Origin of the sequence: Vibrio sp. CyArs1 (genome assembly GCF_022432925.1) — a bacterium.
GTDB lineage: Bacteria > Pseudomonadota > Gammaproteobacteria > Enterobacterales > Vibrionaceae > Vibrio > Vibrio mediterranei.
Genome location: NZ_JAKRBO010000012.1, coordinates 14,592 through 38,109, shown reverse-complemented (window position 1 = coordinate 38,109; position 23,518 = coordinate 14,592). Strand labels below are relative to the sequence as shown.

Annotated in this window: 20 protein-coding genes; 13 read left to right on the top strand and 7 right to left on the bottom strand. The window is 44.6% G+C overall.

Annotation, left to right across the window (positions count from 1 at the left end; translation table 11 throughout):
- The 5 genes from MMA19_RS23445 to MMA19_RS23425 all read left to right on the top strand — a co-directional run bounded on the left by MMA19_RS23445 (position 1) and on the right by MMA19_RS23425 (position 6,149).
- Positions 1–1,455 carry an ATP-binding protein gene (locus tag MMA19_RS23445; RefSeq protein ID WP_038229791.1) on the top strand — a complete coding sequence of 485 codons (1,455 nt, stop codon included), beginning with the start codon at positions 1–3 and terminating at the stop codon, positions 1,453–1,455.
- 98 nt (positions 1,456–1,553) lie between these two features.
- Positions 1,554–2,810 carry an ABC transporter substrate-binding protein gene (locus tag MMA19_RS23440; RefSeq protein ID WP_038223373.1) on the top strand — a complete coding sequence of 419 codons (1,257 nt, stop codon included), beginning with the start codon at positions 1,554–1,556 and terminating at the stop codon, positions 2,808–2,810.
- A gap of 242 nt (positions 2,811–3,052) precedes the next feature.
- A complete protein-coding gene (locus MMA19_RS23435) occupies positions 3,053–4,051 on the top strand; it encodes a TRAP transporter substrate-binding protein (RefSeq protein ID WP_006075543.1) in 999 nt (332 codons plus the stop codon).
- A gap of 80 nt (positions 4,052–4,131) precedes the next feature.
- A complete protein-coding gene (locus tag MMA19_RS23430) occupies positions 4,132–4,785 on the top strand; it encodes a TRAP transporter small permease (protein WP_006075544.1) in 654 nt (217 codons plus the stop codon).
- Positions 4,786–4,787: 2 nt separating this feature from the next.
- Positions 4,788–6,149 (top strand): TRAP transporter large permease, encoded by a 1,362-nt coding sequence (locus MMA19_RS23425; protein WP_006075545.1) that lies wholly within the window; start codon positions 4,788–4,790, stop codon positions 6,147–6,149.
- Positions 6,150–6,181: 32 nt separating this feature from the next.
- Here MMA19_RS23425 and MMA19_RS23420 read toward each other — a convergent pair whose 3' ends face one another.
- The 3 genes from MMA19_RS23420 to MMA19_RS23410 all read right to left on the bottom strand — a co-directional run bounded on the left by MMA19_RS23420 (position 6,182) and on the right by MMA19_RS23410 (position 9,607).
- Positions 6,182–6,370, bottom strand: a complete 189-nt coding sequence (locus tag MMA19_RS23420) for a hypothetical protein (RefSeq protein ID WP_006075546.1) — start codon at positions 6,368–6,370, stop codon at positions 6,182–6,184.
- Positions 6,371–6,466: 96 nt separating this feature from the next.
- A complete protein-coding gene (locus tag MMA19_RS23415; protein WP_006075547.1) occupies positions 6,467–7,813 on the bottom strand; it encodes a sigma-54 dependent transcriptional regulator in 1,347 nt (448 codons plus the stop codon).
- Positions 7,814–7,816: 3 nt separating this feature from the next.
- Positions 7,817–9,607, bottom strand: a complete 1,791-nt coding sequence (locus MMA19_RS23410) for an ATP-binding protein (protein ID WP_236111554.1) — start codon at positions 9,605–9,607, stop codon at positions 7,817–7,819.
- A 560-nt stretch (positions 9,608–10,167) separates the two neighbouring features.
- On the opposite strand from MMA19_RS23410, the gene tig reads away from it, so the two are divergent.
- The 7 genes from tig (at position 10,168) to MMA19_RS23375 (ending at position 19,052) form a co-directional block, all read left to right on the top strand.
- Complete coding sequence (gene tig / locus MMA19_RS23405) at positions 10,168–11,472, top strand: trigger factor (protein WP_240207397.1); 1,305 nt, start codon at positions 10,168–10,170, stop codon at positions 11,470–11,472.
- A 105-nt stretch (positions 11,473–11,577) separates the two neighbouring features.
- Positions 11,578–12,201: an ATP-dependent Clp endopeptidase proteolytic subunit ClpP gene (clpP, locus tag MMA19_RS23400; RefSeq protein ID WP_038229800.1), complete on the top strand. Its 624-nt coding sequence runs from the start codon at positions 11,578–11,580 to the stop codon at positions 12,199–12,201.
- A 123-nt stretch (positions 12,202–12,324) separates the two neighbouring features.
- The gene (gene clpX, locus MMA19_RS23395) at positions 12,325–13,605 is read left to right on the top strand and encodes an ATP-dependent protease ATP-binding subunit ClpX (RefSeq protein WP_038229801.1); all 1,281 of its coding nucleotides are present in this window, start codon (positions 12,325–12,327) and stop codon (positions 13,603–13,605) included.
- 117 nt (positions 13,606–13,722) lie between these two features.
- Complete coding sequence (gene lon / locus MMA19_RS23390; RefSeq protein ID WP_038229802.1) at positions 13,723–16,074, top strand: endopeptidase La; 2,352 nt, start codon at positions 13,723–13,725, stop codon at positions 16,072–16,074.
- Between the two features lie 195 nt (positions 16,075–16,269).
- Entirely contained in the window at positions 16,270–16,542 is a 273-nt protein-coding gene (locus tag MMA19_RS23385; protein ID WP_006075676.1) for an HU family DNA-binding protein, read from the top strand.
- Positions 16,543–16,727: 185 nt separating this feature from the next.
- The gene (gene ppiD, locus MMA19_RS23380) at positions 16,728–18,587 is read left to right on the top strand and encodes a peptidylprolyl isomerase (RefSeq protein ID WP_240207395.1); all 1,860 of its coding nucleotides are present in this window, start codon (positions 16,728–16,730) and stop codon (positions 18,585–18,587) included.
- A 171-nt stretch (positions 18,588–18,758) separates the two neighbouring features.
- The gene (locus MMA19_RS23375) at positions 18,759–19,052 is read left to right on the top strand and encodes a ComEA family DNA-binding protein (RefSeq protein WP_006075255.1); all 294 of its coding nucleotides are present in this window, start codon (positions 18,759–18,761) and stop codon (positions 19,050–19,052) included.
- Here MMA19_RS23375 and rrtA read toward each other — a convergent pair.
- Positions 19,035–19,598: a rhombosortase gene (gene rrtA, locus MMA19_RS23370; protein WP_198557454.1), complete on the bottom strand. Its 564-nt coding sequence runs from the start codon at positions 19,596–19,598 to the stop codon at positions 19,035–19,037. The genes MMA19_RS23375 and rrtA overlap by 18 nt on opposite strands.
- Between rrtA and MMA19_RS23365 the strand changes: the two genes are divergently transcribed.
- Entirely contained in the window at positions 19,597–20,217 is a 621-nt protein-coding gene (locus MMA19_RS23365; protein ID WP_240207425.1) for a DTW domain-containing protein, read from the top strand. The genes rrtA and MMA19_RS23365 overlap by 2 nt on opposite strands.
- 20 nt (positions 20,218–20,237) lie before the next feature.
- Here the strand turns inward: MMA19_RS23365 and MMA19_RS23360 are convergent, their stop codons facing one another.
- The 3 genes from MMA19_RS23360 to MMA19_RS23350 all read right to left on the bottom strand — a co-directional run bounded on the left by MMA19_RS23360 (position 20,238) and on the right by MMA19_RS23350 (position 23,470).
- Entirely contained in the window at positions 20,238–21,569 is a 1,332-nt protein-coding gene (locus tag MMA19_RS23360) for an anti-phage deoxyguanosine triphosphatase (protein ID WP_240207393.1), read from the bottom strand.
- A gap of 18 nt (positions 21,570–21,587) precedes the next feature.
- On the bottom strand, positions 21,588–22,172 hold the full coding sequence (yfbR, locus tag MMA19_RS23355; protein ID WP_006075259.1) for a 5'-deoxynucleotidase: 585 nt from the start codon (positions 22,170–22,172) through the stop codon (positions 21,588–21,590).
- Positions 22,173–22,255: 83 nt separating this feature from the next.
- A complete protein-coding gene (locus MMA19_RS23350) occupies positions 22,256–23,470 on the bottom strand; it encodes a pyridoxal phosphate-dependent aminotransferase (RefSeq protein ID WP_240207391.1) in 1,215 nt (404 codons plus the stop codon).
- Positions 23,471–23,518: the final 48 nt, after the last annotated feature.

Sequence of the window (23,518 nt, the reverse complement as noted above, 5' to 3'; positions counted from 1 at the left end):
ATGTCTAGAACTCATTGGCTAAAGCGTTTTAGCCCTAACTCTTTAGTCGCGAGAACACTGCTGCTGACTTTGTTGGCAGTCGTGTGCTCTCAAGGTGTACTCACGGCAATTTGGTACCAAAAAACTAAGCAAGATGAGCTATCAGGTATTCGTGATACCTCTGCTAGTATGGCGACCATGTTCGCTTCAACGGTGACCTTTTTCCAAAAACTCCCTATTAAATATCGCCATATTGTTCTCGACCAGATACGTAATATGGGTGGTACTCGTTTCTTCGTTTCATTCAATAAAGAAGAACTCATCGTTGACCCCATTCCAGACACCCCACTTAAACTGGCGTCTATGGATTCGGTGACCAAAGTGCTGGAAGAGAAGCTACCGACCATAGAAGCTGTAAAGGTGAACTTCTCGAAAGCAGAGAACTTACGACTGCTTAAAAACGATATTTTTATTAAGGACCTGCCTAAATCTTGGGCTCACCATACGTTAACGCTAGGTCCACTAGACCCACCAATTCTGGTGGTGCAATTGAAGCTTAATCAAGATGAGTGGATCTATATCGCGGCTTTATTGCCTTCACCATATATTCAGCTCGAAGATACCATGCTGACTCAAGATCAAATGGTGTTCTTATTTACTTCCACAACCTTGTTGCTGATCCTGACTTTCCTTTTGGTTCGTGCTCAAGTTAAGCCTTTGAGAAGATTGGCGAAAGCTGCGAATGAAATGAGTATGGACATCGATCAGCCACCATTAAGAGAAGCTGGTGCTTCTGAACTCGTGACGGCAACACGTGCGTTTAACCGTATGCAGACACGTATTCGCCAGTATGTATCTGACCGTGAACACCTGTTTTCTTCTATCTCTCACGATTTGAAAACGCCTATTACACGTTTGAGGTTGAGAGCAGAACTTCTAGATGATGATGTCAGGCGAGACAAGTTTAACCAAGATCTGGATGACCTTGAAATGATGGTGAAAGGCGCGCTGCAGTGTGTACGTGATACCGATTTACATGAAAACAATGCCTACATTGACCTCAATGAGATGATTCGCAGTGTTTCAGAGACACATAACCAAGTGCATACGCTGGTTAGTTTCACCGCGCTTCCGATGGAGCCAGTAGTTGTTAAGCCACTAGCCATTAAACGAGTGCTGACTAACCTAATCGATAATGCGGTTAAATATGGCAATCGAGCATTTGTCAGCATTGAAGAGAATCCCAAATGGATCATCATTACCATTTTGGATAAAGGTCCTGGCATTCCAGAAGCTCGCATCGAAGAGGTGTTCGAGCCATATGTTCGCATTGCAACGGATAAAGAGGGGCATGGTTTAGGCTTGGGGATCTGTCGCAGTATCTTGCACGGCCTTGGCGGCGATTTGATCATTCGTAACGCAGATTTTGGTGGGCTAGAAGTACAAGTGTTTATTCCGCCCAACCTAGAGGCCTAGGCAGGCTAGCTATTGAATTAACCTCAGACAGAGCGTTAAAGTCACTGATTCCAATAACTCGATATCACTTTAGTGATATCGATGCACAGATAACGGCAATGAATATGCGTAAATCACTACTAGCGTTACTGCTTACTTCCACAATCTTTCCTACTTTTCTGCAAGCGAGTGAAGTTGAGGTGTTGCACTGGTGGACATCTGGCGGTGAAGCTAAATCGGTTCAAATCCTAAAACAGAAATTGGAGCAGCGAGGTTACACCTGGAAGGACTTTGCCATTGCTGGTGGCGGTGGTGAAAGCGCTATGACAGTGCTGAAAACCCGAGCGGTCTCGGGTAATCCTCCGTCAGCTGCCCAGATCAAAGGTGAGGATATTCAAGAGTGGGGAGGTTTAGGTTTTCTGACCAATCTTGATGATGTTGCCAAAGCTGATGGTTGGGATGAAGTATTGCCACCTGTTGTAGCGGCAGGCATGAAGTACGATGGCAAATATGTTGCTGTTCCAGTCAATATCCACCGAGTTAACTGGCTCTGGGTCAATCCACAAGTGTTAGAAAAATCGGGAGTGGATTCGGTTCCAGAAACTTTAGAACAATTCTTTGCTGCTGCGGAAAAAATCAAAGCTGCGGGCTTCACACCTCTTGCTAATGGCTCAGGCCCTTGGCAAGACACAACACTGTTTGAAACCATTGCCCTTGCGGTACTAGGACCTGAAGATTTTAGACAAGCGTTTGTTAATCTAGATATGGACACTTTGTCGAGCGACAAAATGGCGAAGGTATTTGAGACGTTCGGCCGAATGCGCGAATACATGGATGAGGACGTCCAAGGTCGAGAGTGGAACGTGGCAACCAACCGAGTTCTTAATGGGCAGGCTGCTATGCAGATCATGGGAGACTGGGCAAAGGGTGAATTTACCGCCGCAGGAAAAATTCCGGGTAAAGATTACCTATGCGTTCCCGCGCCGGGTACTAAAGGGCAGTTCATCCAGAATGTTGATAGTTTTGCCTTCTTTGATATCAAAGACGAAGCCGAAGTGAACGCTCAGAAAGCACTCGCCAGAACCATCATGGATAAGCAGTTCCAAGAAGTGTTCAACTTAAACAAAGGATCTTTCCCGGTTCGAACCGATATGGATATGCATGGTTTTGACAAGTGCGCTCTGGATTCTAGAAAAACATTTGAGCAAAGCATTGAAAATGGTGGTTTAGTACCAAGTATGTCGCAAAATATGGCGACAACGAGTTATGTACTGGGCGCGATTACGGATGTAGTTTCCAACTTTTTTAACGATCCAGAAGCTGATCCGAAGAAAGCTGCTCACAAATTAGCGAAAGCGGTTAAAGCGGCTATCTAGTAACTGCTTTTCCCGTTAGAAAAGCGGAAGTTACCATGGGTAGAAATGGGCTTGTTTCTACCCTTTTTCATTTTATAAATGTGTCACTTTCCACCCATTTCAAAGGCTGGTTCTACACTTGAAAATAGAAATCTTTTATAACTCGTTGTAATTATAGCTTTTTTTTGATTGGCATCGTTATTGCTCTAACAAGATTATCAGTACCCATTGAAGGGACTGCATTAATCCAAAGGAGAATAATAATGTTAAAGCCTCTATCCCTACTGTCTGTTTCTGCTATTGCTCTAGCAAGTTTTAATGCCTCTGCGGCGTGTGATCCAGGTGAGATTGTGATTAAGTTTAGTCACGTAACCAACACCGACAAACACCCTAAAGGTATTGCCGCGTCATTGTTAGAAGAGCGTGTAAATACAGAAATGAACGGTAAAGCGTGTATGCAGGTGTTTCCTAACTCTACTCTTTACGATGACAATAAAGTTCTCGAAGCCCTTTTAAACGGCGATGTTCAACTTGCCGCTCCTTCACTTTCTAAATTCGAGAAATTCACCAAGAAGTACCGCATCTTCGACCTACCTTTCCTATTTGAAAACGTAGAAGCCGTTGATCGTTTCCAAAACTCAGAGTCGGGTGAAAAACTGAAGAACGCGATGAATCGTCGTGGTCTGCAAGGTCTGGCATTTTGGCATAACGGCATGAAACAAATGTCGGCGAATAAGCCACTTCTTGTTCCTGGTGATGCGAAAGGCCTGAAATTCCGTGTTCAAGCTTCTGACGTGTTAGTTGCTCAGTTTGAACAGTTAGGTGCAAACCCTCAGAAAATGTCATTCAAAGAAGTGTATGGCGGCCTGCAAACGAAGGTTATCGATGGTCAAGAAAACACGTGGTCAAATATCTACGGCAAGAAGTTCTTTGAAGTTCAAGACGGTGTGACAGAAACCAACCACGGTATTCTTGACTATCTTGTAGTGACTTCAAAGGAGTTCTGGGATGGTATGCCGGATGATACTCGAGAGCAGTTCGCACAGATCCTAAAAGAAGTGACTGAGACTCGTAACTCAGAGTCGAGCAAAGTGAACCTAGCCAATAAAAACAATATTGTTGAAGCGGGTGGTGTCGTGCGTACTTTGACACCAGAGCAACGTCAACAGTGGGTTCAAGCTCTGCAACCTGTTTGGAAAAAGTTTGAGAAAGACATTGGTGCGGACTTGATCGAAGCCGCTCAAGCATCAAACCAACAATAACCTCGAAATTCATTGTTAAGGGCCCTACGGGAAGTGGGGCCTAACCCTCTGTCCCTACTATTACAAAAGCGATGTATCACATGGAACAGTCTCTTATTTCTCGTATTGGTAAAGTGACCGATGCTTTTGAAGAAACGTTGATTGCTTTCTTCCTTGGCGCGATGACTTTGCTCACTTTTGCTAACGTTATTTCTCGTTATGTATTTAACGACAATATCCTTTGGGCTCTTGAACTTACCGTATTTATGTTTGCCTGGATGGTCCTTGTCGGCGCGTCCTATGGTGTTAAAAAGCACTTTCATATCGGTGTGGATGTTGTCATCAACATGGTATCGGAGGATAAACGCAAACTGTTTGCCATTGCCTCGGTATTAGCTTGTTTGGTGTTCTCTATCTTATTGCTAATCGGTTCGTGGAACTACTGGTACCCCTTTGCCACCGAGCGAGCTTGGTATGAAACCGACGATATTCCTATGCCTGAGGTTTTACAGTTTTTAGCAGACTGGCTAAATGAAGGTGAACGTTACGAAAAACTGCCGCGCTTTATTCCTTATATGGCACTGCCAATTGGTATGGCATTACTGACCTTTAGATTTGCTCAAGCCGCTTACCAGATAATGACGGGTAAGTTGGACCGACTGATCGCAGGTCATGAAGCTGAAGAAGATCTAGAAGCGTTAAAAGCGGAAATGCAGGACAACGCGTTTGACAGTGTTAAAGACAAGGATAAATAAGCATGGATATTCTATTACTCTTCTTAATGGTGGTAGGCTTCATGCTAATTGGCGTGCCTATTGCCGTATCACTGGGTTTGTCCAGTATCTTGTTCCTACTAATGCACTCGGACGCATCGTTAGCATCTGTAGCGCAAACCTTGTTTAACGCCTTTGCAGGCCACTACACGTTACTTGCAATTCCATTTTTTATTCTGGCATCGAGCTTTATGTCGACAGGTGGTGTAGCAAAGCGCATCATTCGTTTTGCGATTGCTATGGTCGGTTGGTTCCGCGGTGGTCTTGCCATGGCATCAGTGGTGGCGTGTATGATGTTCGCAGCGTTATCGGGTTCATCGCCTGCAACAGTGGTAGCGATTGGTAGTATTGTTATCGCGGGTATGATCAAAAATGGCTATACCAAAGAGTTTGCAGCAGGGGTCATTTGTAATGCTGGTACTTTAGGGATTTTAATCCCGCCATCCATTGTAATGGTGGTCTACGCTGCGGCAACGGACGTTTCTGTAGGCCGTATGTTCCTTGGTGGCGTTATCCCAGGCTTGCTTGCGGGCTTGATGCTAATGATCGCCATTTATATCGCTGCAAAAGTAAAAGGATTGCCAAAGCAACCATTTGTAGGTTGGAAGGAAGTTTTCGATTCCGCTCGTGAAGCGAGTTGGGGTTTGCTGTTAGTAGTGATTATTCTTGGCGGAATCTACGGTGGTGTATTTACACCAACAGAGGCCGCAGCGGTCGCAGCAGTGTATTCATTTTTGATTGCTAACTTTATCTACAAAGATATGGGGCCGTTTGCTGATAAGGAAAACACCAAGCCAGCGATAGTTAAAGTGTTCCAAGCTTTTGTGCATAAAGATACCAAGCATACTCTGTTTGAAGCAGGAAAACTGACTATCATGCTTCTGTTTATCATTGCTAACGCTCTGATCCTTAAGCATGTATTAACAGAAGAACGTATTCCTCAAATGATCACTGAATCAATGCTTTCGGCAGGCCTTGGTCCAATTACCTTCCTGATTGTGGTGAATGTCCTACTGCTTATTGGTGGTCAGTTTATGGAGCCATCTGGCTTGTTGATCATCGTGGCGCCGTTAGTTTTCCCTATCGCCATTGCACTGGGTATCGACCCGATTCACCTTGGCATTATGATGGTCGTGAACATGGAAATAGGGATGATAACTCCGCCAGTTGGACTCAACCTGTTTGTCACCGCAGGGGTGGCGAAAATGTCGATGATGGGTGTGGTGAAAGCAGCACTGCCTTGGGTTGCGGTTATGTTCCTATTCTTGATAATTGTTACTTACGTACCTTGGGTTTCCACTTGGCTTCCGACCACATTAATGGGGCCAGAGATCATTACTAAGTAACCATTTATTAATAACAAAAAAAGAGGAGGTCGTTAGACCTCCTCATCTATATGCTTGATATTCTGTGTTCTTGGATCTGGCTGAGAGCGTCTTTCATAAAAAACACGTCTACTCTGTTTTTTCCTTCTGTCTACAGTCTCGCTGGTGCGATGCTCAACGTAAAAAATACCATCGATTTCTACCGTATCAGAAATAAAGGGAACCTTTGTTTTTTCGCCCATAATCGTCTCCCTACGTGTTCTTATACCCAATTGTTATGCAACATCCTGTCTATATAATTTAAGTATAGGAGACTTGGCTCACACTTCTACAGTATTTTAGTAGGAGCTTTTGTAGGATTCCTTAATGAGCTGATATTTCTGCATTTTATCGTACAAAGTTTTTCTAGGAACGTTGAGCTTTTCCATTGTCGCCTTGATGCTACCATTGGTTTCGATAAGGGCATGCTCAATGACATTTTTTTCGAATAACCCCACTTGTTCGGCGAGAGACTGTCCTTCGCTACTTTCTTCTTGATTAGGCGTGCCTGCTTGAATTTTACCCAGTAGGACAAAACGCTCAGCACAGTTTCTTAGCTCTCTCACATTGCCGGGCCAATCATGGCCAATAAGTTGGCTAAGTTCGTGAGGAGTTAATGCATTAGCGGTTTTTCCATAGCGGGATGCAGCGACAAGCTGAAAGTGGTGGAACAGTGAAGCGATATCGTCTTTCCGCTCTCTTAGAGGAGGTAAATCTAAAGTCACGATATTTAGGCGGTAATAAAGATCTTGGCGAAAAGTACCTTGCATCGAAGCTTGGTTTAGATCGGTTTTTGTGGCGGCGATAACGCGAATATTTAGGGGAATGAGAGCATTAGAACCGACTCGCTCAATGGCTCTTTCCTGCAATACTCGCAGCAGTCTTATTTGTGCTTGCATTGGCATCGATTCTATTTCGTCCAAAAATAAGGTTCCGCCTTCTGCGTGTTCAAACTTACCAATACGTTTGCTCTCTGCGCCGGTAAACGCTCCTTTCTCATGGCCGTATAGCTCGCTTTCAATCAAATTCTCTGGAACCGCGCCACAGTTTACTGCGACGAAATTACCGTCTTTCCGTGAGCTCTGTTCATGTAAAGAACGTGCAACCAACTCTTTGCCTGTGCCCGTTTCTCCAAACAGCAAAATATCGGCATCGGTATCGGCAACCACAGAGATAGTAGAGCGGAGTTCTTGAATCACATTGGTGTCACCGATAATCCTCGGTCCAAGTGTTTGGCTTGCTTTTAGTGAGCGCTTAAGGCTTTCATTCTCAAGGGTAAGTTGTCGCTTCTCAATCGCTCGTTGTGTTATCTCGATGAGACGTTCAGCAGAAAAGGGTTTCTCGATAAAATCGTAAGCACCATCTTGAATGGCTTGAACCGCCATCGAAATATCGCCATGCCCAGTAATCAGGATGACGGGAATACCTTGGTGGTGGCGGGTGACAGTGTTGAGTAAATCCAGACCTGATAACCCAGGTAGACGAATATCGGAAATAATGGCAAGCGGAAGGTCATTTTGTTTTAGACACAACATGGCATCTTCAACAGACGCGAAGAATCGCGCCTCAATATCGGCGAGTTCGAAGCTTTGTTCCAACGCGGCTCTTATATCAGCTTCATCATCGATAAAAAACACTTGGCTCATAATTTAATCCTTGTCCGCATGGGTGAAAATAGGCAATTCAACCGAGAAACGAGCGCCCCCAAGAGGAGATCGAGCGACACGAATCTTGCCGTTTAGGTTTTGAATAATTTGTTGGGAAATGGAAAGCCCTAACCCAAGGCCATTCTCTTTGGTGGTATAGAAGGGCTCAAACAGCTCTGCAATCGAGTTGCCATCCAAGCCCGGTCCAGAATCATCGATATGAATCGTCACTTTGGTTTGACCCTGTTCTATGGTCAACTCTAGTCGTTTTTGTTCACTATCATGCATGGCTTGCATTGCGTTAGTCAGCAAATTGATGAGGACCTGTTCAACCTGAATGGGATTGATTTGTACTAAGGTATCTTGCTGACCAATTTTACAATCGAGCGTGACTCGATGACTCTTAAGTTGTGGTTGAATTAACTCTATGGTTGAAAATATCACCGGAGCAAGCTTGATACGGCTTAACTCATTGGCATCACTGCGCTTGGCGAAAGATTTAAGTTGCTGGCTGATTTTTGCCATTCGTTCAGTCAAAGCGACGATACGCTGTAAATTATCTTTTGCTCGGTCAACTTTGTTTTTGTCGATAAAACGTTGCCCGTTTTCAGCAAAGCTGCGAATGGCTGCAAGAGGGTTATTTAGCTCGTGACTAATACTGGCAGACATTTGACCTAGCACTGCCAATTTAGCGGCTTGAATGAGTTCATCATGAGCTTGTCGCAAGGCTTTCTCAGTTTTGACCCTTTCATCAATTTCTACATGCAGTTCGGCGGTGCGTTCCATCACCAAAAACTCAAGCTTTTGTTTCGCCTCAGTTTGCACCTGTTCGATCTGTCGGTGGCGATAGCGGCGGTTCTCAATCAGAGCGACGACTAGGTAAAGCGTAATAAAAACCAGTGCTAGCACGCTAATAAAGCCGAAAAGCTCAATATAGAGCGTCGAGAGAGGAGTTAATACCCTTAAAATAAGGTTTGGAATACCGGATTCACGTTGGGTAACCAAGTAGTGTTTGGTGAATATATTACCCTCAGGATTAGCAAGTTGGGCGGATTTTGCCGTCAGGTCACCGATGAATCCCAAACTGTGAATGTCGGTTTCTAAGTATTGTCTTGAATTACGGATACGTTGCAGTGTTTGCGAGTTCAGTGTTGAAAGACTGTTAAACAGCCAATTAGGGTTGCTAGACATGAACACGACGTGATTATTGTCGGTGGCAACATAGGTGCTAGTTTCACTTTGCCAGTTGCGTTCAATGGAAGACAGATCCATTTTGACCACCACCACACCAATGTGCTCTGCAGCATAAGTTACAGGAAAAGAGTAATAATAACCGCGTTGCCCAGATGTCGAGCCCAGCGCAAAATAAGTACTTCGTCCACCGTTAATGGCTTCTTGGAAATAAGGTCGAAATGCAAAGTTTTTGCCGATAAATGAACGTTCTAATGCCCAGTTACTTGAGGCAATGGTGTTGCCGTAACGGTCGATGAGATAAGTATCGGAAGCCAAAATAATCCGGTTGGCTTGCTCTAAGTAACGATTAGTAACTTCAATTTGAGCGGTGTTGCTTGGGGATAATAATGCGTCTACTAATTCTTTATCTTGCGACAGGAGTTGTGGGATATGTCGATACTTGTCCAGTTTACTGTCGATGGTTTCTACGAATCGGTTCAGCCAATTGTTATGCTGTTCTTCAAGAGCAGCGTAGCTGTGCTGCCAGTACCATTGACCGCCTACAGTCGAAATTAAGAGAAATAGGGCAACAAAGCCTAGCAAAATCCGTTTCAATCGCATCGTCGAACCCCAACGTTAAGCACCAACGATTCCGTATGTCGTTTGAAAGCATAGGTTAACGAATTTGAGGGTTTTGTGGCAAAAAAGTTATAAGAACTGAGAGGTTAACGCGTTGCAAAACAGGAGCAAGATCTCTTTTTTCGCCATTCACCAAAAAAAGCCCTTCACTCTCTTGAAAAAGCCGATATTGTCCCCATTTCAAGTTGGAATCGGTTGAAAACGTCATTGTTGAACGTTTTCTTGGAGTAATTAGAGACAAAACCACCGATTGACCCGACTTCGACTCGACAGGGTAGGCGGAGATCGCTAGAATGTCGCGTCTGAAATTTTGTCCTGAGACTAATCAGAGATGCCTTTGAGGCTGTCTATTCAGCCCGATGAAGACGTCACTCATTAGTCCGATAGCCAAGATAACATGCTAATTAAAGCATGATTTACTGGTTATCGATGCTCACTTTAAAGAAGTACCTATTGGTACTAACAAGGATGAAGCGGAAATATCCTCGTGATATGGATGCTCATACGCTCAGCCAACACTGAGCCAAACTGAGGTTTATACAATGCAAGTTACTGTTGAAACTCTAGAGGGCCTAGAGCGCCGTCTAAACATTACTGTTCCTGCTGCTAACATCGAAGACGCAGTGACAGCTGAACTACGCAACATCGCGAAAAACCGTCGTTTCGATGGTTTCCGTAAAGGTAAAGTACCGATGAAGATGGTTGCGCAAATGTACGGCAAAGCAGTACGTCAAGACGTGATGGGTGAAGTTATGCAACGTCACTTCATCGAAGCAATCGTTTCTGAAAAAATCAACCCAGCTGGCGCGCCTACTTTCGCTCCTGTTGAAAACGAAGCTGGTAAAGATCTTGTTTTCACTGCGACTTTCGAAGTTTACCCAGAAGTAGAACTTAAGGGTCTAGAAAACATCGTTGTTGAAAAGCCTGCAACTGAAGTAAATGACGCCGACGTTGAAGAAATGATCGACACTCTACGTAAGCAGCAAGCAACTTGGACTGATGTTGAAGAAGCGGCTGAAGACGGTAAGCGTGTAACTATCGATTTCACTGGTTCAATCGACGGTGAAGAGTTCGAAGGCGGTAAAGCTGAGAACTTCCCACTAGAAATGGGCGCTGGTCGCATGATCCCTGGTTTCGAAGATGGTATCCAAGGTAAGACTGCGGGTATGGAATTTGAAATCGACGTAAACTTCCCAGAAGATTACCACGCTGAGAACCTAAAAGGTAAAGCAGCTAAGTTCCTAATCAAAGTGAACAAAGTTGAAGCACGTGAGCTTCCAGAAGTAAACGACGAGTTCGTTGCTAAGTTCGGTGTTGCTGAAGGCGGCGTTGACGCTCTTAAAGCTGAAGTTCGTAAGAACATGGAGCGCGAGCTTAAGCAAGCAATCAAGAACCGTATCAAAGAGCAAGCTCTTGACGGTCTAGTTAAAGAGAACGACATCGACGTTCCTGCTGCACTAATCGACCAAGAAATCGGTGCTCTACGTCAGCAAGCTGCACAACGTTTCGGTGGCAACCCAGAAGCTGCACAACAGCTTCCACGTGAGCTATTCGAAGAGCAAGCTAAGCGTCGCGTAGTTGTTGGCCTACTTCTAGGTGAAGTGATCAAGTCTGAAGAGCTAGAAGCTAGCGATGAGAAAGTGAAAGAGCTTATCTCTGAAATGGCAACAGCGTACGAAGACCCATCAGAAGTAATCTCTTACTACGAGCAAAACGAGCAAATGATGAACAACATGCGCAACGTTGCACTAGAAGAGCAAGCGATCGATGCAATTCTTGCTAAAGCACAGGTTTCTGATAAAGAAGTTAGCTTCAACGAGCTAATGAACCAACAGCCTGCTGCTTAATAAGCAATATCTTGTATAGAAGGTTGACTTAGAGTCGACTTCTCTGCTAACAATGGTCCGTATGATGTTTATCATCCGGGCCATTTATTTTAGGGACATAAGAATATGAGCTACCAAGAAAAAAATGCAATGTCGCCAATTATGAACGCGCTAGTACCGATGGTGGTTGAACAAACTTCCCGAGGCGAACGCTCTTACGATATTTATTCGCGACTACTAAAAGAACGAATCATTTTCTTGACTGGTCAAGTGGAAGACAACATGGCGAACTTAATTGTTGCCCAGATGCTTTTCCTTGAATCAGAAAATCCTGACAAAGATATCTTCCTCTACATTAACTCTCCTGGCGGTAGCGTAACGGCTGGTATGTCGATTTACGATACTATGCAGTTTATTAAGCCTAATGTAAGCACGCTTTGTACTGGTCAAGCATGTTCCATGGGTGCCTTCCTACTTGCAGGTGGTGCTCCTGGTAAACGTTTTGCTCTGCCTAACTCTCGCGTGATGATTCACCAACCACTAGGCGGTTTCCAAGGTCAAGCTTCAGACATTCAGATTCATGCACAAGAAATTCTGACTATCAAACAGAAGCTGAACAATCTTTTGGCAGAACACTCAGGTCAGCCACTCGACGTTATCGAAAAAGATACTGACCGTGACAACTTTATGTCAGCTGCTCAGGCCGCTGAATACGGTATTATTGACGAAGTTTTAACCCATCGCGGTTAATCGACAATCGTTTGAGTAACAATTGACCAAATTGAAGCCTGTGAAAATCAAATTGGCGGGCGCAATTTGGTCTAAATTGATATACACTCAAAACATAGAAAGTAAAGGCTAAGAGGTTAGCGAATGACAGATAAAAGCAAAGAGAGTGGTAGCGGTAAACTGCTGTATTGCTCTTTCTGTGGTAAAAGTCAGCACGAAGTTCGCAAGCTAATCGCAGGTCCGTCTGTTTACATTTGCGATGAGTGTGTTGATTTATGCAACGACATCATCCGTGAAGAAATCAAAGATGTGCTGCCGAAGAAGGAATCTGAAGCGTTACCAACGCCAAGAGACATTCGCGCACACCTCGATGATTATGTAATCGGTCAAGACTACGCGAAGAAAGTTCTCTCAGTCGCTGTTTACAACCACTACAAGCGCTTGCGCAATGGTGATACAACGGCAGACGGTGTTGAACTCGGTAAGAGTAATATTCTTCTTATCGGTCCAACGGGTAGTGGTAAAACACTGCTTGCTGAGACGCTTGCACGTTTCCTTGATGTGCCATTCACAATGGCCGACGCAACAACATTGACCGAAGCCGGTTATGTTGGTGAAGACGTTGAAAACATCATCCAAAAACTACTTCAGAAGTGCGACTACGATGTAGCAAAAGCCGAGCGCGGTATTGTCTATATCGATGAAATTGACAAAATTTCACGTAAAGCTGAGAACCCATCTATCACACGAGATGTGTCGGGAGAAGGGGTTCAGCAGGCACTACTAAAACTGGTTGAAGGTACAATTGCATCGGTTCCACCTCAAGGTGGTCGTAAGCATCCACAACAAGAATTTTTGCAGGTAGATACCTCTAAGATTCTGTTTATTTGTGGTGGTGCATTCGCAGGTCTCGATAAAGTGATCGACCAACGTGTTGCAACTGGCACTGGTATTGGTTTCGGCGCAGAAGTTCGTTCAAAAGACGAAACTAAGACTGTCGGCGAGCTATTTACCCAAGTTGAGCCAGAAGATCTAGTTAAGTACGGTCTAATTCCAGAGTTCATTGGTCGTCTACCTGTGACAACGACTCTAACCGAGCTTGATGAAGATGCACTGATTCAAATCTTGAATGAGCCGAAGAACGCACTGACCAAACAATATGGTGCGCTATTCGACCTTGAAGGTGTTGAGTTGGAGTTCCGCGAAGATGCACTGCGTGCGATTGCTAAGAAAGCAATGGAGCGCAAAACAGGTGCTCGTGGTCTACGTTCAATCCTTGAAGGTGTGCTGCTAGAAACGATGTACGAATTACCATCGGCTACTGACGTAAGCAAAGTGGTTATTGATGAAAGTGTGATAAATGGTGAGTCAGAACCGCTACTTATCTACACAAACAACGATAATCAAGTTGCCAGCGCCGAGTAATTTGCGAAGCTGAGATAAAAAGGAGGTATTTGATACCTCCTTTTTTTATTTCTTTATTGAATCCAACGAATACGCCCCCATATACTGAAAATAATACTAAGCGGAAGAGAGAATAATATGAACTTGGAACGTTCCGAGCGTATAGAAATCCCGGTATTGCCTCTGCGCGACGTGGTTGTTTATCCACACATGGTGATTCCTTTGTTTGTTGGCCGCGAAAAGTCCATTAGTTGCTTAGAAGCGGCGATGGATAATGACAAACAAGTACTCCTTGTGGCTCAGAAAGAAGCAGATACTGAAGAGCCAAAAATCGACGATCTATTCACAACAGGCACAGTTGCAACCATTTTGCAGCTTCTCAAGCTACCGGATGGCACAGTAAAAGTGCTGGTTGAAGGTCAGCAGCGTGCCAAAATTAACAATTACCGCGATGAAGAATTTTTCGTAGCGGATGCTGAATACCTGATCACGCCAGAACTCGATGAGCGTGAGGAAGAGGTCATTGTACGTAGTGCAATCGACCAGTTTGAGGGTTTCATCAAACTGAACAAGAAGATTCCACCAGAAGTACTAACGTCTCTCGGTGGCATCGATGAAGCAGCGCGTCTTGCTGATACTATCGCTGCTCATATGCCGCTTAAACTCGTAGATAAGCAGCAAGTGCTTGAGTTGCTTGATGTAACTGAGCGTTTAGAGTTCTTAATGGGACAAATGGAATCGGAAATCGACTTACTGCAAGTTGAGAAACGCATTCGTGGTCGCGTTAAGAAACAAATGGAAAAATCTCAGCGTGAGTACTACCTGAATGAGCAAATGAAGGCGATTCAGAAAGAACTCGGCGACTTAGATGATGCTCCTGATGAGTTCGAAACACTGAAGGCTAAGATTGAAGAATCAAAAATGCCTGCCGAAGCGAAAGAGAAGACCGAACAAGAGCTACAAAAGCTTAAGATGATGTCTCCGATGTCCGCTGAAGCAACCGTTGTTCGCAGTTACATCGACTGGATGGTAGGTGTTCCTTGGGCTAAACGCTCTAAAGTGAAAAAGAACCTAGCAAAAGCGGAAGAAGTACTGAACGAAGACCACTATGGCCTAGAGCGCGTTAAAGAGCGCATCCTTGAGTATTTGGCGGTGCAAAACCGAATTAACAAGCTAAAAGGTCCTATCTTGTGCCTTGTTGGTCCTCCTGGTGTGGGTAAAACCTCCCTCGGTCGCTCAATCGCGGCTGCAACGGGTCGTAAATATACTCGTATGGCATTGGGTGGTGTACGTGACGAAGCGGAAATCCGTGGTCACCGACGCACCTACATCGGTTCTATGCCGGGCAAGTTGATTCAGAAGATGTCGAAAGTTGGTGTTAAAAACCCACTGTTTCTTCTGGATGAGATCGACAAGATGTCTTCAGATATGCGTGGTGACCCGTCATCAGCGCTGCTTGAAGTTCTAGACCCAGAGCAGAACAATGCCTTTAACGATCACTATCTAGAAGTCGATTACGACCTTTCTGACGTAATGTTTGTTGCAACGTCTAACTCAATGAACATTCCTGGGCCTTTACTTGATCGTATGGAAGTGATTCGTCTTTCTGGATATACAGAAGATGAAAAGCTGAACATTGCTAAGCGTCACCTCGTGTCTAAGCAAGTTCAACGTAATGGCTTGAAGCCGAACGAAATTGAAATTGAAGACTCTGCGATCATTGGCATCATTCGCTACTACACACGTGAAGCGGGTGTTCGTAGCCTTGAGCGTGAAATCTCAAAGATCTGCCGTAAAGCAGTTAAGAACATCTTGCTTGATCCGAAACTGAAAACGGTGACGGTAAATCAAGATAACTTGAAAGAGTACCTAGGTGTCCAACGCTTTGACTATGGTAAAGCGGACGACAGCAACCGCATTGGGCAGGTAACGGGCCTAGCGTGGACGGAAGTAGGTGGTGACCTATTGACTATCGAAACTGAAGCGATGGTCGGTAAAGGTAAGCTGACTCAAACCGGTTCATTGGGCGATGTGATGCAAGAGTCAATTCAAGCCGCGATGACGGTTGTACGTTCTCGTGCAGAGAAGCTTGGTATTAACTCAGACTTCTACGAGAAGCGTGACATTCATGTTCACGTTCCTGAAGGTGCGACGCCGAAAGACGGTCCAAGTGCGGGTATCGCAATGTGCACCGCTTTAGTTTCGAGCTTGACAGGTAACCCAGTGAAAGCTGAGGTGGCAATGACAGGTGAAATCACTCTACGTGGTGAAGTTCTACCTATCGGCGGCCTGAAAGAAAAACTACTTGCAGCGCATCGTGGCGGCATCAAAACGGTATTGATTCCTAAGGATAATGAACGTGACTTGGAAGAAATTCCTGACAACGTTATTGCGGATCTGAAGGTGATTCCGGTGCAATGGATTGATGAAGTTCTTGAAGTTGCTTTAGAGAGAGCACCGCTTGGAGCGGCATTTGAACCTGTAAAATAGTGATGTGCTCCAAATTTAGGTAAAAGAAATGCGCTGATAGGCAAAAAAAGCTTGTCAGCGTTTTTTTGTAGCACTAAGTTTAGCTATGTAACTCTGAAGCCCTTGATAGACAAGGCTTAGAGTCTTCAACTACGAGAATGGAACTAACGTTACCTTTTAAAAAATAACAATTCGGTAACAGAAAGGGGAAACACAGTGAACAAAACACAATTAGTGGAAAAAATCGCAGAGAACGCAGATCTATCTAAAGCTTCAGCTGGTCGTGCACTAGATGCTTTCATCGAAGCAGTTAGCACTACTCTAGAAGAAGGTGATCAAGTGGCTCTAGTTGGCTTCGGTACTTTCAGCGTACGTACTCGTGCAGCACGTACAGGTCGTAACCCAAAAACTGGTGAAGAGATCCAAATCTCTGAAGCTAAAGTTCCTGCATTCAAAGCAGGTAAAGCTCTTAAAGACGCTTGTAACTAATCATTTGTTACAGTTGTACGCAAACCTTGCGTCAACTGAGCAAAAATTAAGCTTTTGTAAGGCTTAATCGACAAAATAAGTCGAACTTTTTTTAAATATGCGCATCTTACTGATGCGCATTTCTTTTTCTGATATTATCCGATGCAGTAGAAGATAACCCTTCCTATCTGGAGAGTAATAAAATTATGATGGAGCGAATTCGCGAAGGCGTGAATAGCATCGCGGTTAAAATTATCTTAGGACTCATTATTCTGTCTTTTGTGTTTGCTGGTGTAGGTAGCTATATCGCAGGCGGAATTGGCAATACTGCGGCAAAAGTGGGTAATGTAGAAATCGGTCGTGGTGAGTTTGAACAAGCGTATCAAAATGAACGCAATCGCATGCAATCTCAGCTTGGTGATTACTTCTCGACTCTGCTTGGTGACCCAAGCTACGTAGCGTCTTTCCGTAAGTCAGTCCTTGATCGTATGATTAATGACGTGTTGCTTGAGCAACATGCAGAATCGCTAGGACTACGTATTAGCGACGCTCAAATCCGTCAAATGATTCTTGAGATGCCTCAGTTCCAAAATGACGGAAAATTTGACCAAGACATTTATCAAGCAACGCTGCGCCGTGCTGGTTTCAGTGCTGACAGCTTTGCAGAGTACCTTCGCCGTGATTTGGTTCGTAACCAACTACTATCGGCATTGCAAGGTAGTGAGTTTACGCTTCCTAGCGAAATTGAGCTTCAAAGCAAGCTGCTAACCCAAACGCGTGATATCAAAACGCTGACACTATCGCTAGCTGACTTCTCTAAGAAAGCTCAAATTACTGATGAAGAGATTCAAAAGTATTATGAAGAGAACCCTGGACAGTTTACGCGTCCAGAGCAAGTTAAAGTGGCTTACATTGAGCTATCTGCTCAAGCACTTAAAGATCAAGTTAAAGTCACTGACGATGAAATTCAGAAATACTACGACGAGCATTTAGACAAATACTCCACTTCTGAGCAACGTGAAGTGAGCCATATTTTGGTTCAAGGCGATGACGAAGCGAAAGCACAAGCAATTTTGGACGAGCTAAATGCTGGTGCTGATTTCGCGACGCTAGCGAAAGAAAAGTCAGAAGACATTGGTAGCTCTGAAGAGGGCGGTTCTTTAGGTTGGATCGAACGTGATGTAATGGATCCTGCTTTTGAAGAAGCTGCATTTGCTCTTAAGAATGTGGGCGATACAACAGGTTTAGTTAAGTCTGATTTCGGGTACCACATCATTAAACTTGACGCTATCAAAGCATCTGAGTCTAAGCCTTTAGCTGAAGTGAAAGACGAAATCATCGCTGAGCTTAAAGACCAAGTAGCGGTGGATGAGTTCTATAACCTACAAAACGAACTAGAGAAGGTTGCTTTCGAATATCCTGATTCACTGGATGATGCAGCGAAAGCGGTAAATCAGAAAGTCGTGACTACTGATTTCATTTCTCAAGTTGATGCGCCAGAAATCTTGAAAACGCCAGCAGTGATGCAAGCGATTCAGTCACCAGAAGTGAAAGAAGATGGCCTTAACTCTGAAGTGATGGAAGTGGCTCCAGAGCATATTATTGTGGTTCGTGTCGATGACGTTCGTGAACAAACTGTATTGCCACTTGAAGAAGTGAAAGAGCAAGTGGAAACTCAGCTAGCGAAGGTTAAAGGTGAGCAAGCGGCTATGGAGTTGGGTGTTCAGTTAGTGAATGAGCTAAAAGAAGGCAAACAAGACGCACTTCAAGCGAACAGTATAAGTTTTGGAGAACTGGAAGCTATCGACCGTAGCTCTCCATTAGCAGGCACTGTGTTTGCAATGACTAAGCCAGCAGAAAACGCAGCGACCTACGCTCAGACTAAAGATATGGAAGGCAACATTGTTGTTGTTGAGCTAACTAAAGTCGCTTCTGAGTACAACGAAGCATACAACGAGCAAATCGGCGCTCAAATGGAACGTGAGGCGACTCAACAAGACTTAGCTTCCGTACTTTCAATTCTGCGCAAAAATACTGACATCGAATATTTGCTTGATGCTGAATAACAGCATTAACAGATTCGATGACGCAATTCAGCTCACAGTTCTTGTGTAACTGATAAGCTAATAAAAACGGACCGCATTCGCGGTCCGTTTTGTTTTCAGTAGACAAAACTTTTCAGTTTGTTTTTTCTGGGTATCTTGAATGGCGACTTTTAGTGAGAAAAAGGAATTCAAATGAAGTATCTAAAAAACGTTTGGCTGCTACTAGTTTTGTTAGTTGCCCCAGTGAGCTTTTCCTATGCATCTGAAGCGAAGAAACTAGAGGGGATAGAGATAACAGTCAATATCAACCAAGCGGGCCCTGAGGAACTAGCGGAACTGCTCAAAGGTGTTGGCGAGGAAAAAGCAAAAGATATTGTGGAGTATCGCGATCAACACGGAAGTTTTAAATCGGCAGATGATTTAACTCAAGTGAAAGGTATTGGTGAAGCAACGGTAGAGAAGAACCGTTCAAGAATCACTTTGTAACTTACGACGATAGACGCTTACCGAGAGTGCCAAAATCAAGCCGACGCCAAGTCCTATTGCGTGGGCTTGTGTCGCAACTGGAGCCGCGATTAGCTGCGAGGTCGCTTCTGACGCGCCGTATAAGCTTTCCCAGGCCACTTTACCGATGATACCCAAGACCAACAGCCAACTTGAATTTCTTCCACTCAGTGCCTCTTGTAGCGCCCAATAAGCAAATAGAGCGTGGAGTACTCCTGATAGGCCTAGGTAATACGTTAAGTTTGTGAACAACAAAGCGAAACCAATAGAGGTCGCACTAATTAGCGTAACAGCCACCACTGACCGCCACGAAGGACGAAATACGTAGCAAATGACCCAGAGTCCGGCGAGGTTCATGCCCAGATGTGCTAGGTTGGTATGCGAGAAATTTCCTGATACTATCCGCCACCATTGACCCGCGTGTATTGCTAGCTTGTTCCACTCTACTAAGGATTGTAAGCTCGGAATTTGCAGTAATGCGCAAAGCAGAGAAAACAGCAATAGTCTTATGACGAAAGAAGTGTCCATATCTCGATATTGTCCCAAGTGCTTGAAAGCTAAGCGCGCTTGTATTTGTCAGTGGATTCAACCCGCTCACTGTGACACACAATTGATCATTTTGCAGCATCCAAGTGAAGAAAAGCGTCCGCTTGGGACGGCGCGAATTCTGTCCTTGTCATTGCCAAACGGACATCTTTTTGTTGGTGAGGATTTCTCGACCCATCAGGCGCTTAATGATCTGTTGGCTGATGATAGATACCAGTCAGTGGTGCTGTATCCGGGTGAAGACTCTGTTGAATTATCGCAAGTACAACTCGCAGCGTCTAACAAGCACTTGCGTGTCATTCTACTAGACGGAACGTGGAAGAAAGCGTTTAAGATGTGGAAACTGTCTACGAATTTGCATGCTTTACCGTTGGTTAAATTGCCAGAGACCTTGCAGGGCGATTATCGGATTCGCAAAGCACCATCACCTAATGCACTATCCACGATTGAAGCGGGCCATCATATTATTCAAACGTTAGAGCCTGAACGGAACTTCGACGCTATGCTGGTTGCATTTGAAAAAATGATAGAGTTCCAGATTCAGCAAATGCCTTCAGGTGTTTATGAAAAAAACTATTGCGCTCCGGACTCCAACGAATAAGGCTTTACCCTTTCTAATCACTAGTAATTCGAATGCGCCGCAAACAGTTGTTGATGCATCTTTTGGGCATAGCCGTCAGTCATGGCGGAAATATAGTCGGCTATCACACGCATTCCGTTATCTTGTTGTCCACTGGCTTTACGCCAAAGGTTGCGTGTTGACTCAGGAAGTAAGCGCTCAGGGTCGGCGCTGAATGCTTCAAAAAGATCCATAATGATTTGTTGGCCTTTGTACTCGACGATTTGTACCCTTGGTACTTGAATCACGAACTCACTGACAAATCGTTTCAGAATCGCCAAGACATATTCCATATCACCATCAAGGTAGGCATTGTAGTGAAGTAGAGGATCGTCGAAATTTACCTCGGGGACCTTTTTGACTTCAATGCTAGTTAATAGAGCGTTGACAATGCCTCCAATGGCGTCTTTTCGCTCGTAGTGTTTGCCTGAAAAAAGCAGTTCAGTGATAGAGTCAATATGTTCTGAGAGCCAAGTGTTGGTTTGTGTCTTAAGCTGCGCCGCGGCGTTGGCTTGCCACATATCTTTGTCCACCAACTCAAGCACAATTGCGTCTTCTAAATCATGCACACCGTAAGCAATATCGTCAGCTAACTCCATGATAGAGCAATCAAGAGATTTGAATTGCGTCTTGTTGTGTTGAAGTGGTGTCAATTGCTCAAATCGCATGGTTTGCAACAATAATTTATCGCTGTCAGATAGTGGGTCGATAACCCAATCAAACTGGGGCTTATCTTTATCGTAGATCCCTTTTGCAGGCGCCCAGTCCTTCGCTTTTAACTGGCGTTGGCTGCTCACCGGGTGGGGCTGTTTGTCGGCGCAAGTTTGGCTAATAGGGGCGGGATATTTAAGCAAACCTAATAGGCTGCGGCGGGTGAGGTTCATTCCGTGATGCTCGGTGTAGGGTTCGAGTTGGGTGACGATACGAAACGTCTGGGCGTTACCTTCAAAACCACCATATTCACGCATCATGTAGTTGAGTGCGACTTCACCGCCATGCCCATAGGGTGGATGACCGATATCATGAGCGAGGCAGAGTGCTTCAATGAGTGCATCAGAAGGCAATAATGGTTCGAGTTCTGGCTGTTTTTGTTTTAATTGAGCTGCGATGCCTGAGCCAATTTGAGCCGCTTCGAGCGAATGTGTTAGGCGTGTGCGGTGAAAATCGTTAACACCTGTACCGTGCACCTGCGTTTTAGCTTGCAGTCGCCTAAACGCTGCAGAGTGGAGAATCCTAGCTCTATCACGTTGGAAGGGGTCGCGATGATCATTACGTCTGAGCTTGTGCTCATCACTATGTCTGGCTTGCCAAATTTGCATGGATTCTAACGGCATCTCAATTCCTCTAGTTGGCTAACTGATTTCATCAAGAGAAAGCTCAAAGCTTGGTGCAAAGGTGTTTAGGAAATAGTCCATCTCTTCGGTTTGCTTTTCAAGCAGTGTTTGGTCCAAACGTTTTTTGGCGAGAGCAAACTCATGGTTTCCAGCGCTCAGCTCCTCAAGACATTTCAAATATGCGCAGATAGAATCGGCTTGTTTGACAATTTGGGTGTCTTCTTCGTAAGCGTATTCTGAAATTAAGAAAGGTCGGAAATCATCTTGAAATTCTTCGGGTAACATAGACAACAGCTTTCGCTCAGCTGCAGACTCTATCTTTTTGTATTCCTTTGCGATTTCTGGGTTGTAATATTTAACTGGTGTTGGAAGATCACCAGTTAGCACTTCACTGGTATCGTGATACATCGCGAGAATCGCGATTCTTTCAGGGTTGGTTTTACCGCCAAATTTCTTGTTTTTTATGATGGCTAAAGCATGAGCAACGAAGGCGACTTGAAGACTGTGTTCAGAGATGTTTTCCGTTGAAACCGAACGCATTAATGGCCAGCGTTGGATCAGTTTCATTCGAGCAAGGTGAGCAAAAAAGTGACTTTCTTTCATACAGCGTAATCCCTTAATACTAGCGCCGAACTATTTATTCGGCGCTCAATAAGAATAGGCTTTATATCAGTGTTATGAAAGAGTTACTGGCTATATGTTGCCAAGAATTTTTCAAATCGACCAATCGCCATCTCTAGATCTTCTACGTGAGGTAGAGTAACGATGCGGAAGTGATCAGGTTTAGGCCAGTTGAAACCAGTGCCTTGCACGAGGAGAACCTTTTCTTGCTTCAAAAAATCGAGCACCATGCGCTGATCGTCTTTGATGTTGTACATCTTGGTGTCGATCTTGGGGAACAGGTACATAGCTCCCTTGGGTTTCACACAAGAGATCCCTGGAATTTGAGTAATAAGCTCGTAGGCTTTATCTCGCTGTTCTAATAGACGACCACCCGGCAAGATCAGTTCATTGATACTTTGGTAGCCACCCAAGGCGGTCTGAATCGCGTGTTGCATCGGAACGTTAGCGCAAAGGCGCATCGAGGCAAGCATTTCAAGACCCGCAATGTACCCAGTGGCATACTCCTTAGGGCCCGTCATAAACATCCAACCGCCACGGAAGCCACAAACGCGATAAGACTTAGAAAGACCATTGAAGGTCACTACGAGTACATCTTCGGTTAGGGTTGCAACTGAGGTATGAGTCGCGCCGTCATACAGAACTTTGTCGTAAATCTCATCTGCGAAGATGATAAGTTTATGCTGGCGTGCAATTTCAATCACCTCGAGTAGGAAGTCACGACTGTACACCGCACCGGTTGGGTTGTTTGGGTTGATAAGCACGATACCACGAGTTTTAGGCGTGATTTTCTTCTTGATATCATCTAGGTCTGGATACCAATCCGCTTGTTCGTCACAGAGATAGTGAACTGGGCTACCACCGGATAAAGAAACCGCCGCTGTCCATAGTGGATAGTCAGGAGCGGGAACTAACATTTCATCTCCGTTGTTTAACAGAGCTTGCATCGCCATTACAATGAGCTCCGAAACGCCATTGCCAATGTAAACATCTTCAACGTCTAAGCTACGAATGCCTTTACGCTGATAGTGTTGAACCACAGCTTTGCGCGCGGAGTATATACCTTTGGAATCACAATAACCTTGAGATGTAGGTAAATTCCTGATGACATCGACTAATATTTCATCAGGGGCATCAAAACCAAAAGGGGCGGGATTACCGATATTGAGTTTCAGTATTTTATGTCCCTCTTCTTCCATGCGCTTAGCATGTTTGAGTACAGGTCCCCTAATGTCGTAGCAGACATTATCGAGTTTTGACGACATCTCGATATTTTTCATTGCTATATTCCTAAAAAAACGGCTATTTCTTTACTAAATTACACTAAA

Coding starts and splice junctions, on each gene's coding strand:
- MMA19_RS23445 (WP_038229791.1), top strand. CDS start 1: ATGTCTAGAACTCATTGGCTAAAGCGTTTTAGCCCTAACTCTTTAGTC.
- MMA19_RS23440 (WP_038223373.1), top strand. CDS start 1,554: ATGAATATGCGTAAATCACTACTAGCGTTACTGCTTACTTCCACAATC.
- MMA19_RS23435 (WP_006075543.1), top strand. CDS start 3,053: ATGTTAAAGCCTCTATCCCTACTGTCTGTTTCTGCTATTGCTCTAGCA.
- MMA19_RS23430 (WP_006075544.1), top strand. CDS start 4,132: ATGGAACAGTCTCTTATTTCTCGTATTGGTAAAGTGACCGATGCTTTT.
- MMA19_RS23425 (WP_006075545.1), top strand. CDS start 4,788: ATGGATATTCTATTACTCTTCTTAATGGTGGTAGGCTTCATGCTAATT.
- MMA19_RS23420 (WP_006075546.1), bottom strand. CDS start 6,370: ATGGGCGAAAAAACAAAGGTTCCCTTTATTTCTGATACGGTAGAAATC.
- MMA19_RS23415 (WP_006075547.1), bottom strand. CDS start 7,813: ATGAGCCAAGTGTTTTTTATCGATGATGAAGCTGATATAAGAGCCGCG.
- MMA19_RS23410 (WP_236111554.1), bottom strand. CDS start 9,607: ATGCGATTGAAACGGATTTTGCTAGGCTTTGTTGCCCTATTTCTCTTA.
- tig (WP_240207397.1), top strand. CDS start 10,168: ATGCAAGTTACTGTTGAAACTCTAGAGGGCCTAGAGCGCCGTCTAAAC.
- clpP (WP_038229800.1), top strand. CDS start 11,578: ATGAGCTACCAAGAAAAAAATGCAATGTCGCCAATTATGAACGCGCTA.
- clpX (WP_038229801.1), top strand. CDS start 12,325: ATGACAGATAAAAGCAAAGAGAGTGGTAGCGGTAAACTGCTGTATTGC.
- lon (WP_038229802.1), top strand. CDS start 13,723: ATGAACTTGGAACGTTCCGAGCGTATAGAAATCCCGGTATTGCCTCTG.
- ppiD (WP_240207395.1), top strand. CDS start 16,728: ATGATGGAGCGAATTCGCGAAGGCGTGAATAGCATCGCGGTTAAAATT.
- MMA19_RS23375 (WP_006075255.1), top strand. CDS start 18,759: ATGAAGTATCTAAAAAACGTTTGGCTGCTACTAGTTTTGTTAGTTGCC.
- rrtA (WP_198557454.1), bottom strand. CDS start 19,598: ATGGACACTTCTTTCGTCATAAGACTATTGCTGTTTTCTCTGCTTTGC.
- MMA19_RS23360 (WP_240207393.1), bottom strand. CDS start 21,569: ATGCCGTTAGAATCCATGCAAATTTGGCAAGCCAGACATAGTGATGAG.
- yfbR (WP_006075259.1), bottom strand. CDS start 22,172: ATGAAAGAAAGTCACTTTTTTGCTCACCTTGCTCGAATGAAACTGATC.
- MMA19_RS23350 (WP_240207391.1), bottom strand. CDS start 23,470: ATGAAAAATATCGAGATGTCGTCAAAACTCGATAATGTCTGCTACGAC.